Origin of the sequence: Stenotrophomonas nitritireducens (assembly GCF_001700965.1) — a bacterium.
Taxonomy (GTDB): Bacteria; Pseudomonadota; Gammaproteobacteria; order Xanthomonadales; family Xanthomonadaceae; genus Stenotrophomonas; species Stenotrophomonas nitritireducens_A.
Genome location: NZ_CP016756.1, coordinates 4,395,203 through 4,408,059, shown reverse-complemented (window position 1 = coordinate 4,408,059; position 12,857 = coordinate 4,395,203). Strand labels below are relative to the sequence as shown.

At 64.1% G+C, this 12,857-nt stretch carries 12 protein-coding genes and 1 tRNA gene; 3 read left to right on the top strand and 10 right to left on the bottom strand.

The window, feature by feature from the left end; all coding sequences use genetic code 11:
• Positions 1–60: 60 nt before the first annotated feature.
• From tadA to serS, 6 genes are all read right to left on the bottom strand, one after another.
• Positions 61–525, bottom strand: coding sequence for a tRNA adenosine(34) deaminase TadA (gene tadA, locus BCV67_RS18760; RefSeq protein WP_231732494.1), 465 nt, complete (start codon positions 523–525; stop codon positions 61–63).
• Positions 526–785: 260 nt separating this feature from the next.
• Entirely contained in the window at positions 786–1,451 is a 666-nt protein-coding gene (locus tag BCV67_RS18755; RefSeq protein WP_156455803.1) for a hypothetical protein, read from the bottom strand.
• Between the two features lie 171 nt (positions 1,452–1,622).
• Complete coding sequence (locus BCV67_RS18750; protein ID WP_197430090.1) at positions 1,623–3,161, bottom strand: sensor domain-containing diguanylate cyclase; 1,539 nt, start codon at positions 3,159–3,161, stop codon at positions 1,623–1,625.
• Positions 3,162–3,388: 227 nt separating this feature from the next.
• Positions 3,389–3,478, bottom strand: a tRNA-Ser gene (locus BCV67_RS18745).
• A 67-nt stretch (positions 3,479–3,545) separates the two neighbouring features.
• The gene (locus BCV67_RS18740) at positions 3,546–4,538 is read right to left on the bottom strand and encodes a LysR family transcriptional regulator (RefSeq protein ID WP_062167637.1); all 993 of its coding nucleotides are present in this window, start codon (positions 4,536–4,538) and stop codon (positions 3,546–3,548) included.
• A 497-nt stretch (positions 4,539–5,035) separates the two neighbouring features.
• Complete coding sequence (serS, locus tag BCV67_RS18735) at positions 5,036–6,313, bottom strand: serine--tRNA ligase (protein WP_062167638.1); 1,278 nt, start codon at positions 6,311–6,313, stop codon at positions 5,036–5,038.
• A 113-nt stretch (positions 6,314–6,426) separates the two neighbouring features.
• On the opposite strand from serS, the gene BCV67_RS18730 reads away from it, so the two are divergent.
• Positions 6,427–7,077, top strand: a complete 651-nt coding sequence (locus BCV67_RS18730) for an energy transducer TonB (protein ID WP_062167639.1) — start codon at positions 6,427–6,429, stop codon at positions 7,075–7,077.
• 108 nt (positions 7,078–7,185) lie between these two features.
• Positions 7,186–7,686 carry a TonB family protein gene (locus BCV67_RS18725; RefSeq protein WP_082746546.1) on the top strand — a complete coding sequence of 167 codons (501 nt, stop codon included), beginning with the start codon at positions 7,186–7,188 and terminating at the stop codon, positions 7,684–7,686.
• On the opposite strand, the gene aroA is transcribed toward BCV67_RS18725, so the two are convergent.
• The 4 genes from aroA to BCV67_RS18705 all read right to left on the bottom strand — a co-directional run bounded on the left by aroA (position 7,670) and on the right by BCV67_RS18705 (position 12,453).
• Complete coding sequence (gene aroA / locus BCV67_RS18720) at positions 7,670–8,983, bottom strand: 3-phosphoshikimate 1-carboxyvinyltransferase (protein WP_062167641.1); 1,314 nt, start codon at positions 8,981–8,983, stop codon at positions 7,670–7,672. The genes BCV67_RS18725 and aroA overlap by 17 nt on opposite strands.
• A gap of 141 nt (positions 8,984–9,124) precedes the next feature.
• Positions 9,125–10,363, bottom strand: coding sequence for a prephenate dehydratase (pheA, locus tag BCV67_RS18715; RefSeq protein ID WP_062167643.1), 1,239 nt, complete (start codon positions 10,361–10,363; stop codon positions 9,125–9,127).
• Positions 10,364–10,413: 50 nt separating this feature from the next.
• On the bottom strand, positions 10,414–11,499 hold the full coding sequence (serC, locus tag BCV67_RS18710; RefSeq protein ID WP_062167644.1) for a 3-phosphoserine/phosphohydroxythreonine transaminase: 1,086 nt from the start codon (positions 11,497–11,499) through the stop codon (positions 10,414–10,416).
• A 141-nt stretch (positions 11,500–11,640) separates the two neighbouring features.
• Positions 11,641–12,453 carry an FHA domain-containing protein gene (locus BCV67_RS18705; RefSeq protein ID WP_062167645.1) on the bottom strand — a complete coding sequence of 271 codons (813 nt, stop codon included), beginning with the start codon at positions 12,451–12,453 and terminating at the stop codon, positions 11,641–11,643.
• A 117-nt stretch (positions 12,454–12,570) separates the two neighbouring features.
• Between BCV67_RS18705 and BCV67_RS18700 the strand changes: the two genes are divergently transcribed.
• On the top strand, positions 12,571–12,846 hold the full coding sequence (locus BCV67_RS18700; protein ID WP_062167647.1) for a polyhydroxyalkanoic acid system family protein: 276 nt from the start codon (positions 12,571–12,573) through the stop codon (positions 12,844–12,846).
• The last annotated feature ends 11 nt before the right edge of the window (positions 12,847–12,857 follow it).

Sequence of the window (12,857 nt, the reverse complement as noted above, 5' to 3'; positions counted from 1 at the left end):
AAAGCCCGCCCGGCCGGAATATCGGTGCACATGATACCCCCGCTACAGGTGCGGGCCGCGTCAAAGGTCGTCGGGGCTCAACAGCGGACGGCCGCGCTTGGCACGGAAATAATTGGTCAGGCGCAGGCTGGCGTCCTTCGCCAACACCCCACCAAGCACCTGTACACGGTGGTTGTGACGCGGATCAGCCAGCAGGTCGAACACACTGCCGCAGGCGCCGGTCTTGGGGTCGGTAGCGGCAAACACCACCCGCGCGATACGCGCATGCACCAACGCCATCGCGCACATCGCGCAAGGTTCCAGCGTCACATACAAGGTGCTGCCGACCAGCCGATGATTGCCCAGCGCCTTGCCGGCCTCACGCATCGCCACGATCTCGGCATGCGCGCTGGGGTCATGGTTGGCGATATTGAGGTTCCAGCCCTCGCCCAGCAGCGCGCCATCGGCACCCACCAGCACCGCGCCCACCGGTATTTCGTCGAACTCACGCTGGGCGCGGTCGGCCAGCGCCAAAGCGTGGCGCATCCAGTGTTCGTCCGTCACCGCTTCGGCAGCGTCGTTGGCCGGGGTATCGGTCACTGCAGACCACCCTGCTGGTTGCGCAGGCAATGACGGCAGCTACCGACCGGCACCTGCATCGCAGCAGGCAGGCTGCGCGTCCGTGAAAACATGGCTTGCAACTCCGACGACCAGGGCGGGGCCCGACCCGGGCATTTTACGCCAAGCGGCGTTCGACGCGTCCTGTTACCAACCCCACATCGGGCACGGCACAGGCGTCATCCTACCTATTGCGCAGGTGCCACCGCGCCCACCGGCATGCCGGTATTGGCGTCCGCGGCAAGCGAATAGACATAGCTATCGTCATAAAGACGCACTTCCAGCTTGTCCCGCCCGCGCCGCTCCACCGCGTAGACGCTGCCTTCCCACTTGCCGGTCATGGCAGTCATGGGGTCGATATCGCCCAGCCTGCTTGCATCGATACGCAGCACGACCCTGTCTTTTTCATAGGACGGCAGCACCTTGCTGAAATACTTGGCGTACTGGCCCGAGGTCACTGCGCCATAGGAACTGGAACTGGGGTGTGCCACCAGGAAGGCAAACTGTTTGTCGAAATCGATGCCGGACAGATCAACCTCGGCCTCCGCGCGGCGGCTGAGCCCGGGTGCGCTGAATGCATCGAACGCATCGGCACGGGTGATCGGGAAAAATTCGATATCGCTGTAAGCCGGCAGCGATGCCTGCCCCTCCACGCCAAGGCCAGTGCCTTGCAGCAGGGTTGATATCGCCTGCGTGCCGCTCAGCATCGGGCGCGTGCTTGCATCGAACGTGCTGGCCGCCTGCAGCGCCTCGGCCTTGCCGCTGAGGGAGAGATTTCCCTCCTGGTCGCAACCGCTGAGCAGCGACAACGTCAACGCACCACCCACTACAAAACAGAGCAACCGCTGGCGCATGCAATTCGTCCCGGACAAAGCTGCTGACCCGCAGCGAAGCTGCCAATGATGCTATCCGCTTTCCTGCATGTATGTAGGAAAACGCCTACCAAGGGCGCGGGCTACGACAAGACGGCGAAGACAGTTGCAAGCCATCGCCGCGCCTGCGCTCCCCGCCCCACTCCTGCCGGTCTAGCCGGCAGCGCCGAGCTCCCGCTGGTGCACCGAAACACGATTCCGGCCGCTGCGCTTGGACACATACAGCATTTCATCAGCGGCCTTGAGCACGGCCTCCACCTCAAAACTGCTCTGCGGCCAATTGGCAACGCCCAATGAAATGGTAATCGTGCCGACGGTCGGAATCTTCATTTCCTCCACCGCCTTGCGCAGACGCTCGGCTACCTGGGCCGCAGTTGCCAGGGTGGTGGATGGCAGCAGGATCAGGAACTCTTCACCCCCCACACGCAGCGGCACATCATAGGCACGACAGGCCTCGCGCATGCGCTGGGCAAGCTGCTGCAGTGCTGCGTCACCGGCTGCATGGCCGTGGATATCGTTCACTTTCTTGAAGTGATCGATATCCATCGAAATTACCGAGAACGTGGTTGCCTGGCGCTCGAAGTTGGCCAACGCCTCGTCCAGCCGCCGGCGATTGCCGAGCTGGGTCAGCGGATCGGTGGCGGTGTCCTCGCGCAGCTTGGTGAAACTTTTATGGAAGGCGTCGATACCGATCAACAGTGCCTTTTTCAGCTCGCGCGATTCGAAATACCAGGACTTCACCGAGCGGATGTCCTTCGCCGAGGACGGATCCTCCATCTTGCGCGCGCCATCGGCCAGCAGATGCAGCGGGCGCGAAATCAAGCGGGCACTCCACAGGATCAGGATCAAGGTCAGCAGGGTGGCCGGCAGCGCCCTGTACAGCGTGCTCTGCATCAGCTGGGCCAGCGGTGCCAGTGTGGCCGCCTCCGGCCGCTGGGCAACAATCCCCCACCCCGTCGAAGTCACCGGCGCATAGCCCGCCAGCATCCTGACGCCCTGCGAGTTGACCGTGCCGCCCTTGCCCGACTGGCCGGCCGCGACGCGGTCAACCACGACATTGTTTTTCACCAGATCGCCAACCCGCTTGGGGTCGGGGTGGTAGATGATGCGTTTCTGCCGGTCCACCACATAAAGATAAGAGCCGTCGACATAGAAGTGCTGGCCGAGCAGCCGGTCGAGGATGTTTTCTTTCTGCAGGTAGATCGCGCCGCCCACCGCACCGAGATAGCGGCCGGTCGCGGAAACGATGGGATGATTGATGAAGACGATGAAGTTGCCCGTCGCCGACTGATAAGGCGCACTGATCAGCGGACGCTTTTCCCGCAGCGCCGTCTTCACCGCCTCACTGCCGAGCACCCTGCCCTGCAGGCCCAGGGTTTCCGGCGAGGTGGCCAGCACCTTGCCGGTCGCATCGAAGATGGTGATGGAGTTAAAGCTCTTGCTCATCATGCGCAGACGCGCGGCTTCTTCCTCCAGCTTGGCCACGTCATCCATCTTCATGGCGAGCAGCTGCGCGGTGTAGGCAAGCTGCAGCTGGGAGGCCTGCAGGAAGTCTTCGGTGCTTTTGGCCAGCTTGTTGGCGTAGGCGTAGTTGCCGTCCAGCGTGGTGTCCACCAGCTGCTGACGCTGCACGGTATAGCTGGCGTAGAAGGTGTTGGCGAACGGCACCAGTGCCCCGATCAACGTGAGCACGAGTATGAGTTTTCGTAAATCCATGGGGTCCGACGCGAGCGCTTGAAGGTATTGCCGCGATCAGCCCATGCATACCCGGGCGCGCAGCTCCCCCAAGCCGGCGCGATTCTAGCAGCGGAACCACCACCAGAGGTGCGCGCCTGGTACACATGCCGCCTTCGCCGGTACGCGCCCGGCAACTTGCCGCAAATAAAAAAGCCGCTGGGATCAGCGGCTTTTTTCAAGTCTGGCGGACAGAGTGGGATTCGAACCCACGGAAGGTTTGACCCTTCGCCGGTTTTCAAGACCGGTGCCTTCAACCGCTCGGCCATCTGTCCGTTACGCGTTGTTGCCCCGGATAGCGTCCCGGGGTGCGCATTCTCGCATGCTTGCCGGCGTTTTTGTTCAACCGGCCTCGATTGCCAGTGCGCCGGCCATCGAGGCACGGATCTTCTCCTTGGCCCGCTCGCAGGCGCCGCCGCAATGCAGGCGGGAGGCCTCCAGTTCGGTGGGCAGGTGCTCGGCCAGGAAGTCGATGAATACCCGCACCGCCGGCAACAGCCCGCGTCGTGAGGCGAATACCGCGTGACAGATGCCCTGCGGCAGCGACCAGTCCGGCAGCACAACCTCCAGCTCGCCATTGCGCACAGCCTCGGCGCAGACGGTTTCCGGCAGCATGGTGATGCCGAAGCCATCCTTGACCATGGATTGCAGCAACGGGAAATCAAACCCCGCCACGCGTGGCTGCAGCTCAACCCGGCGGACTTCGCCGCCTGGGCCGTGCAGTTCCCAACGCTGACGCGCTTCGTCCTCACTGATGCTCAGGGTGACGTGGTTGGCCAGGTCTTCCGGGGAAGCCGGCCGCCCCGCCCGGTCCAGATAGGCCGGGCTGGCAACCAGCAGTTCCTGCACCTGGCCGAAACTGCGCATCACCAGGCTGCCGTCATCATCCAGCCGCGAACGCACGCGCAGGGCGACGTCATAGCCTTCATTGATGATGTCAACACGACGATTGCTGATATTCAGCTGCAACCGCACCTTCGGGTATTGCTCAAGGAATTTGGGCAGCAGTTTGGGTAGCTGCATCTGCGCCAGTGACACCGGCACGCTGGCACGCACCAGCCCGCGTGGCTCGGCGCTGAGCCGGTCCACCACCTCTCGCGCAGCCTGGGCTTCAGCCAGCATGGTCTGCGCATGCCGGTGCACGCTCATGCCCACATCGGTGACCGCGAAGCGGCGTGTCGAACGCTGCAGCAGGCGCACGCCCAGGTCGGTTTCCAGCTGGCTGATGCGCCGGCTCAAGCGCGATTTGGGGATGCCCAGCGCTCGCTCGGCAGCCGCGAAGCCGCCATGGTCGACCACCATCGCGAAGTAATACAGGTCGTTGAGGTCCTGCATGGATTGATCCCACTATTGGAACGAACCGGAGAATTTAAACACCTTTGTCCTGTATTTACAAATCAGACCACAAACAGTCCTGATTGCCAGCCCGACTGGATTAGATGCTTACCTATTCAGGTTTTCGGATGTGGCTACTGCGGCGTTTCGGAGCCTTCCCGGTATCTGCTTGCTCGCCGAAAAAGGCCGCGCTACGCCTGGCAGATCGATGGAACTTGCTAAGCCTTGTAGCTAGTCGCGATGGAAATGCGCCTGGGAATTGGCGGAGGCTGCCGGCTTACTGCATGACGCCGCTTGCCGAGCGTGGCTCGGCACTACATTGCGGTGCGCAGGCGACTGGCCTTTCCTCGGCCAACAAAAACGCCGCGGTTCCCGACGGGAGCGCGGCGTTCTTTTTTTCAGCGCAGCCATGCTGCGTTGGGGGCTCAACGAATGAGCGCCCGTCTGCTGCATGGCACCGCCAATGCCGAGCATGACTCGGCACTACATCTCGCTGATCAGGCGATGCGCTCGGCGCCGCCCATGTACGGGCGCAGCACTTCGGGAATGGTGATCGAGCCATCGGCGTTCTGATAGTTCTCCATCACCGCGATCATCGCGCGGCCGACAGCCACGCCCGAGCCGTTGAGGGTGTGCACCAGCTCCGGCTTGCCGCCCGGATTGCGCCAGCGCGCCTGCATGCGACGGGCTTGGAAATCGCCACAGTTGGAGCACGACGAAATCTCGCGGTAGGTCTGCTGCGACGGCAACCAGACTTCCAGGTCGTAGGTCTTGATGGCCGCAAAGCCCATGTCGCCAGTGCACAGCAGCACCTTGCGGTACGGCAGCCCCAGCTTCTGCAGCACGGCCTCTGCACAGCTGGTCATGCGCTGGTGCTCGGCGTCGCTGTCTTCGGCGGTGCAGACGCTGACCAGCTCCACCTTCTCGAACTGGTGCTGGCGGATCATGCCGCGCACATCGCGGCCACCGCTGCCGGCTTCGGAACGGAAGCACATCGAGTGGGCAGTCATGCGCAGCGGCAGACGCTCGGCGTCGATGATCTCGTCGCGGACGATATTGGTCAGCGGCACTTCCGAGGTCGGGATCAGGTAGCGCGTGGATTCACCCAGCGCGGTCTTGAACAGGTCTTCCTCGAACTTCGGCAGCTGGCCGGTGCCGCGCAGCGAGTCGGCATTGACCAGCACCGGCACGTTGGTTTCTTCGTAACCATGCTCGTTGCTGTGCAGATTGAGCATGAACTGGCCCAGCGCACGGTGCAGGCGGGCAATCGAGCCACGCAGCACGGTGAAGCGGGCGCCAGACAGCTTGGCCGCGGTTTCCGCGTCCAGGCCATGGTTGCGCGCGCCGAGCTCGACATGGTCCAGCACCGGGAAATCGAATTCGCGCGGGGTGCCCCAGCGCAGCTGCTCGACGTTTTCGCTCTCGTCCTTGCCGGCCGGCACATCGGCCGCAGGCAGGTTCGGAATGCCCATCGACAAGGTTTCGATCTGCTCACGCAGCACATCGAGCTGGGCCTCGGAGGTCTTCAGCTCATCGGCGAACGCGGCCACTTCGGCCATGATCGCCGACACGTCCTCGCCCTTGGCCTTGGCATGGCCAATCGACCTGGAACGGCTGTTGCGCAGGCTCTGCAGTTCCTGGGTGCGCACCTGGATGCGCTTGCGGTCAGCCTCCAACGATTCGAAGGCGGCCACATCCAGCACATAGCCGCGCGTGTTGCGCAGGCGTTCGGCAAGTTCGGCGGGCTGCTGGCGAAGAAGGGCTGGATCAAGCATGGCTGGGCACTGTGTACGGGTGTGAGCTGTAGATTATCGCGCGAACTGCGTCTTTCTGCCGCGCGATTCACCTTTCCTGTGCAAGAATCAGCCGGTTCCATACGGTCAAGGCCATGTCCGCTCCCAGCTCCCGCTCCGACCAGAACTTCACTTTTCACCTGCCCCGCAGCAGCCTGAAGATTGCCGGCATCGCCTTTGGCGTCGGGATATTGCTGTTCCTGGTGGTATGGCTCAACGCCCGCCGCAACAACGAATTCTATCGGGCCGATCCGGCCCAACCGCAGGCCAGCAACGCGGTACTGGCACCGCTGCCTGCGCCCCTGCCCGCCGGTTCCGGCGCCAGCGAGATGCCCGCCGCGCGCCCCGAGGCCGTGGAGCAGGCACCGGAGCTGGTGGAAACCGCACCCGCCCCGCCGCCGCAACCCATCGCCGAAGCCGCGCCCACCGAGCCTGCACCGGCGCCTGCACCTGCCGCCGCCGCGCCCAGCGATCAGCCGGTTCCGTTGCCCGGACAGAGCCCTGCCCCGGATTATCCGCCCGCTGCCCTCCGCCGCGGCGAGAGTGGCACCGTGGTGGTACGGGTGGATGTGGACGCCAATGGCGTGCCGCTGGACGTTCGCCTGGTGCAGCGCAGCGGTTCACGTGATCTGGACCGCGCCGCCCAGGAGGCGGTGCGCAACTGGCGTTTCCAGCCGGCCCAGAGCAATGGCCAGCCGATGCAGGGCAGCCTTGAGATCCCCTTCGATTTCAAACCCGCTCAGTAAACTGAACCCCGGCTCCCCAAGGACGCCGGGTTCTGCCCAAAGTCACTCGCCGTTTGGGAGTGCGGGACCAGACTTGCCGCGTAGACGTTACGCAGAGCACCCAAGTCGATGTCCAGCATCCCTCAGCACTCCACAACCCATCGTCCCGCACCGGCCGCGCCTGTCCAGACGCATGGCGTCAGTGCGGCGTTGCTGTGGGTGGCTCTGGCGGTCGGCGTACTGACCTTGTTTGGCTGGCTGGGTTATCGCGGGCTGCAGGGCCCGGCCGCTACCGGCCCGGTATCGATAACCACCGCCGACAGCACCTCCGTCATCAGTACCGCCGGCAACAACGATGCCAATCCGTTGCCCGGCAACCCCATGCCCAGCTACCCGGCCGGCGCGCTCACTGCGGGCGTCGAGGGCGACGTGATCGTGCGGCTGCAGGTGGACAACAAGGGTGCGGTCAGCCACGCAGCGGTGATCGGCCACGAGGGCGGGATTGATGCCGCCTTGGACCAGGCTGCCTTGCAAGCCTTGCAGCAATGGCGCTTCCAGCCCGCGATGCGGGATGGCCGCGCCATTAACAGCGTGGTGCAGGTGCCGGTGGAATTCAGGAGCGGACGCTAAGCCCGAAGCCGGCACCACTGGCCAGGCTGTCAAAGCCCGGGAACGAGGTCGCCACGTTGGCCACATCGTTGATGCGCACCTCACCGGTACTGAGCTGGCCAGCGATGGCGAAGGCCATCGAGATGCGATGGTCGCCGTGGCTCTCGATCGTGCCGCTGCCCAACGCGCCGCCGTGGATGGTGGCGCCATCTTCGGTTTCGTCGACGCGCAGGCCCAGCGTGCGCAGGCCGGTGGCCATGGCGGCCAGACGGTCCGATTCCTTGACCCGCAGTTCGGCCGCGCCGCGCACCACGGTCTGGCCCTGCGCCGCCGCAGCGGCAACGAACAGCGCCGGGAACTCATCGATCATGTCCGGCACCAGGTCTTCCGGAATTTCCGCGCCCTTGAGTTGGGCATGGCGCACGATCAGATCGGCAACCTGCTCTCCGCCGTGCTCGGCGTGGTTTTCCTCACGGATGTCCGCGCCCATCAGCCGCAGTGCGGCCAGCAGGCCGGTACGACGCGGATTCAAACCGACCGAACGCAGTCGCACTTCCGAGCCAGGAATGACGCTGGCGGCGACGATGAAGAACGCCGAGGACGAGAAATCCGCCGGCACCGCGATATCGGTCGCACGCAGACGCTGGCCGCCACGCAGGCGCGCCTTGCCCGGTTCGAAATCGATCTCCACGCCAAACGCACGCAGCATGCGTTCGGTGTAGTCACGGGTCGGATGCGGCTCGACCACCGAGGTTTCGCCCTGCGCGTACAGGCCGGCGAGCAACACCGCCGACTTCACCTGCGCACTGGCGACCGGCAACGCGTAGTCGATACCGTGCAGCGCCTGCCCACCGTGGATATGCAGCGGCGGCGTACCGTCTTCCTGGGTGTCGATGCTGGCGCCCATCTGCGCCAGCGGCGCGGTAACCCTGCGCATCGGCCGCTTGGACAGCGATTCGTCACCAATGAGGGTGGAGTCGAACGGCTGCGCCGCCAGCAGGCCGGCCAGCAAGCGCATGCCGGTACCGGCATTGCCGCAATCCAACGCCGCCTGCGGGGCCTTCAAGCCATCCACGCCCACGCCATGGACGATGCGCTGCGACGGCGACGGCGTTTCAAAGCGCACGCCCATCTGCTCGAAGATCGCCGCGGTGGCGCGGGTGTCCTCGCCTTCCAGGAAGCCCTCGATATGCGATACGCCATCGGCCAGTGCAGCAAACATCACCGAGCGGTGGGATACCGACTTGTCGCCGGGAATGGCGAGCGTACCCTGCAGGGCGGAACCTTTGTGTGCAATCCAGTAGGGCTGGGAGGTCATGCGGTCTCTCTGATCTGCTGTGTTCCTTCCGCGAATGCAGGAAAGAAGAATGTGCGGGTTGCTGGGCTGCTGACGGAAAAGCGCCCCCTTCCGCCCTTCGGGCACCTTCCCCCGCGTGCGGGGGAAGGAACTGCGCATTGCTCAGGGCACGGCGACCGGATAGGAGCCGAGCACCTTGATCTGCGCCGAGTGCGCCTTCAATTCGGCCAAGGCAGCCTGCATCGATTCGTCTTCGATATGGCCGGCCAGGTCGATGAAGAAACCGTATTCCCACTTGGCCTGGTGCGACGGACGCGACTCGATGCGGTTCATGCTGATGCCATGGCGCGCGAACGGGCTCAGCACGTCGAACAGGGCGCCGGGCTTGTCGTGGATGAAGACCAGCACCGAGGTGCGGTCATGGCCCGACGACGGGAACAGTTGCCGGCCGATCACCAGGAAACGGGTGGTGTTGTCCGCATCGTTCTGGATCGGCTTGGTCACCACCTTCTTCAAACCGTAGACGTGCCCTGCACTCTCGCCACCAATGGCGGCCGCGTCTTCCGCATTGCGGGCGCGACGCGCGCCTTCGGCATTGCTGGAGACCGGAATCTTCTCCGCCTTGGGCAGATTGGCGCGCAACCAGGCCGAGGTCTGCATGAACGACTGCGGATGCGCATAAATGCGCTCGATATCCTCGATGCGCCCACTGCGCGACATCAGGAACTGCTGTACCCGCAGCTCCACTTCGCCGCAGATCTTGAGATTGGAAGTCAGGAACATGTCCAGCGTGATCTGGATCGTGCCCTGCCCGGAGTTTTCCACCGGCACCACGCCGAAATCGGCGTTGCCCGCTTCCACTTCCTGGAACACTTCTTCGATGCTGGCCATCGGCAAGCCCATCGCCGAGCGGCCAAAGTGCTTGAGCACGGCCTGCTGGCTGAAGGTGCCTTCCGGACCGAGATAACCGATCTTCAGCGGCTCCTGCTGGGCCAGGCAGGCCGACATGATTTCGCGGTACACATGTACCAGCACCTCGTCGCTGAGCGGGCCTTCGTTGCGGTCCACCACCATGCGCAGCACCTGCGCTTCGCGCTCGGGGCGGTAATAGTCGACGGCCGCAGCCAGCTTGCCCTTGGCCTTGCCAACCTGGTGGGCGAAGTTTGCCCGCTCGGCAATCAATGCCTGGATGCTGCGATCGATCTGGTCGATCTTGGCGCGCACGTCCGACAACACCGGCTTGGCGACGGTCAAGCTGTCGGCCGCCTTCTTGCTGGCAGCTGCTTGCTTGACCGAAGGCTTCTTGGCTGGCGCCTTGTTGGCTGCTGCTTTTTTGGCAACCGGCTTGGTTGCCGCAGCCGGCGGGGTCTTGCTGGCGTTCTTGCTTGGCTTGGTCGCCATGGAATCGTCTACCTGTTACTGGCCGGCGCGCTGCGCACGGCGGGAATGGTTCAGCCGTTGCGCTGCTGGAAATCACGCATGAACGCTGCAAGCGCCTGCGCACCTTCCAGCGGCATGGCGTTGTACAGCGAAGCCCGGATGCCGCCGACAGCCTTGTGGCCCTTCAGCGCCAGCAGACCGGCGGCCTTGGACTCACTGACAAAACGCGCGTTGAGCTCTTCGCTGGGCAGGAAGAACGGAATGTTCATGCGCGAACGCACGGCCGAAGCCACCTCATTGCGGTAGAAGCCGCCCGAACCGTCGATGGCCTCATAGACCGCGGAAGACTTGGCCATGCTCAGCTTGGCGAAGGCTTCCACACCGCCCTGGGCCAGCATCCACTTGAACATCAAGCCGGCCAGATACCAGTTCCAGGTCGGCGGTGTGTTCAACATGGAATCGCGCTCGACGTGCGAGCGGTAATCAAAGATGTCCGCGCGCGGCTGGCCAGCACGTGCCAGCAGATCGCGGCGAATGATGACCACGGCAATGCCGACCGGGCCCAGGTTCTTCTGCGCGCCGGCGTAGATAACGCCATAACGCGACACATCAATCGGCTCGGACGCAATCGACGAGCTGAAATCGGCGATCAGCGGGACCTCGCCAACGTCCGGCACATCGCGGAATTCGACGCCATGGATGGTCTCGTTGGCGGTGATGTGCACATAGGCCGCATCGGCCGACAGCTGCCATTGCGAACGCGGCGGAATATCGCGGAACCCGCTGGCCTCGCCGGTGGCGGCGATGTTCACATCCACGTAGGGCTTGGCCTGCTTGATCGCGGTCTTGCCCCAGTGGCCACTGACCACATAGTCAGCGCGTTGCCCGGGGCTGGCGAAATTCAACGGCAGCAGCGCCTGCTGGGTGGTGGCACCGCCACCAAGGAACAGCACCGCATAGTCATCCGGAATACCGATCAACGTCCGCAGATCGGCTTCGGCCTGGGCCGCCACGGCCATGAAATCGGCACTGCGATGACTGATCTCGACAATGGACGCGCCTACGCCATTCCATTCCAACATCTCCGCCTGCGCCTGACGCAGGACCGATTCCGGCAATGCCGCAGGGCCGGCACTGAAATTGAATGCGCGAGTCATGTCACACCTGTTGAGCAGAACCCCTAGTATGCCGCAGCGCAACAGCCTTGGGCCACCCGGGAAAAGTTGCATCTGCACCCATTGTGGATGGCGGTTTCAGCCGTGCCTGAACGGCATGACCTAGGCCGTCGCAACAGGTGCTCAGCGCGCCCCGAACAGCAGCAGCGCGCTGATCGCCGCACCCAGCAGCAAGGCGCTGAGCAGCAGCCAAGGCCAACGTCGCTGCCGCGCGGGTTTGACAGGCACCGCCGTTGACGGCTTGACCCGTTCCGGCACGTCGTCGTCTTTCGGCAGGAAGGCCGTTGGCGCGGACACCGGACCCAGCGGCACCTCCAGCACGAACCGGTGGTTGCCTTCAAACACCACCTGGTCACCGGCCTGCAGCCAGCAGTGGCGGGTAATCACGCCATTGACCTGACTACCCTCGGCCGAGCCCAGGTCGCGCAGCAATACCTTGTCGCCATGCCGCTCGAAGCGGGCATGACGCGGGGCGAAGGCCGGGTCGTCGATGAGAATATCGCTGGCAGGATCGCTGCCGATGCTGCGCGGCTTGTCCAAGGTGAAACTGCGGCCGTGGTGACGGCCACCTACCCCGCGCAGCAGCACCCGCAGATCGTCACTGCCCTCGGCAGGTGCTTCCGGCGGTTGCGTCACCTGCTCGCAGTCGCCCCGCAGCAGCATTTCCGCACCGTCGGCATAGACCGAATCGCCGGCCCGCAACAACGCCATGCGCCGCACCGGGCGACCGTTGACATGGATGCCGCGGCCGCCGTTGGCCACCTGCAGCCAAACCCCGCGCTGGTCGGTACAGAACTGCGCCAGCAGCAAGGGGCCGACACTGCCGTCGCCCAGCCGGACCTGCCCGGACGCATGCCGGACAATGCGCTGCACGCCCGGCATCAAGGACTGATCGGGCTGCTGACGATTGCTGAAATGGACTTGCAGAGTACGCACCGCAGCAGACTAGCAGGTCGCCCCGTCATGCAGAAGCTGTTCGTGAGGCTTGGACTACGCCGCGCGGGTCCGCACAATGGCGCAACTTTCTTACTTGCAGCCGTACAGGCCACACCCATGTCGACCATTGATATCCAGCACGCTCATTCCCTGTCCGACGACAAGGCCCGCACCGCCATTGCCGAGGTCGCCGAAAAACTGCAGGAGCGCTTTGACGTGGTTACTCGCTGGGAAGGCGCAGTGCTGCATTTCAACCGTTCCGGCGTGGATGGCGCCATCGAGCTGCTGCCCGGCGCCGTGCGGGTCAAGGCCGAGCTGGGCTTCCTGCTGTCGGCCATGAAAGGCATGGTGGAATCAGAAATTCAACGCGTGCTGACTGACAAACTCGGCTGAGCCACCGCCGT